The following is a 1,426-nucleotide window of genomic DNA, read 5'->3' as shown; positions in this document are numbered from 1 at the left end:
GCGATGACATAGCAAATAGACCAGAGATCAGGGTGGCTATTTTTCGAGGCGCTGGTGACAAGGCATTTGTATCGGGTAGCGATATTCAGCAATTTATTGACCTACAAGAAAACGAAGCTTACGAAGTTGCAGTGGATGCTATTTTTCATTCTTTGCAACACTTACCTATTCCGACAATTGCGTTGATCGAAGGATTGGCGGTTGGCAGTGGCTTACTGATTGCTACTGCTTGTGACTTCAGAATATCCACTCTTGATGCGCGCTTCGGAATTCCGGTAGCAAAAACTTTAGGCAATTGTTTGTCGCCGAGCAACCTATCCTGGATTGCCAATCACTTAGGCGTGCCCATGGTCAAACGCATGTTATTGACTGCTGAACTCGTTAGAGCCCCCGAGCTATTGAACTTAGGCTACCTTTATCAAGCAACTTCACCAGAAGAGGTTGCTGAGACGACTGAAGCCCTGGCCAAAAAATTAGCTGCACTTGCGCCAATTACCCAAAAAGCGAGCAAAGTGACCTTAGCGCGTTTGATGGAAAGCAATTTACCGGACTGCACCGAACTGATGCGAGAAACTTACAACAGCGTCGACTTCAAAGAAGGGGTTAATGCCTTCCTTGAAGGACGCCCGCCAAGATGGCTTGGTAAGTAGATTTTAAGAGCGATTGTTTGAATTAAACAATCTTAATCTTGAGTGGAGTAAGTCCTTCGACGCTACCCTCAAGTACATCACCCTTTTTAACGGGGCCAACACCTGCAGGTGTACCAGACATAATTAAATCACCTGGTTCAAGAGTAAATAAGGTGGAGAGATAAGCGATAGTGTCGGGAACATTCCAGATCAGTTGATTGAGATCACCCTCTTGGCGCACTTCACCATTGACTAATAGCTTTACTGTACCCTTACTCGGATGTCCGAACTGAGCAGCAGGAGTCAGCGCAGCACAAGGAGCGGATTGATCAAAGGCTTTACCGGTATCCCAAGGGCGCCCCATTTTCTTAGCCTCACCCTGTAAGTCACGACGTGTCATATCCAGACCAACACCGTAACCATATACATGCTCTAGCGCTTTATCCGCAGAAATATTGGCGCCACCCTTGCCGATAGCAACAACCATCTCAATCTCATGATGAACATCGTTCGACAGATTGGGGTATTGCATATCCTTGCCATCCGTCACGATCGAGTTGGCTGGCTTCATAAAAAAGAATGGGGGTTCACGATCGGGATCATGGCCCATCTCGCGTGCATGGTCAGCATAGTTACGACCAACACAATAGATGCGATTCACAGCAAATCGACGGGTGTCACCCACCACTGGAAGTGATGGGATGATTGGTGGATCAATGACGTATGCAGTGCTCATAAAAGCCTTTCTAATGGGTGCCAAATTTTGTATTAATTATTTTGTAAATGAATTATGACAC

2 protein-coding genes are annotated in these 1,426 nt (G+C 46.3%); one reads left to right on the top strand and one right to left on the bottom strand.

Features of this window, described 5'->3' with window-relative positions; all coding sequences use genetic code 11:
- Positions 1-650 (top strand): enoyl-CoA hydratase (locus B7Y67_RS18050; RefSeq protein ID WP_293599815.1); only part of this gene is annotated, 650 nt, incomplete at its 5' end.
- Positions 651-672: 22 nt separating this feature from the next.
- Here the strand turns inward: B7Y67_RS18050 and B7Y67_RS18045 are convergent.
- Entirely contained in the window at positions 673-1,365 is a 693-nt protein-coding gene (locus B7Y67_RS18045) for a fumarylacetoacetate hydrolase family protein (RefSeq protein WP_215385937.1), read from the bottom strand.
- Between the last annotated feature and the right edge of the window lie 61 nt (positions 1,366-1,426).

It is taken from the genome of Polynucleobacter sp. 35-46-11, assembly GCF_002281105.1.
This window is presented reverse-complemented; position numbering and strand designations above follow the sequence as displayed.

Coding starts and splice junctions, on each gene's coding strand:
- B7Y67_RS18045 (WP_215385937.1), bottom strand. CDS start 1,365: ATGAGCACTGCATACGTCATTGATCCACCAATCATCCCATCACTTCCA.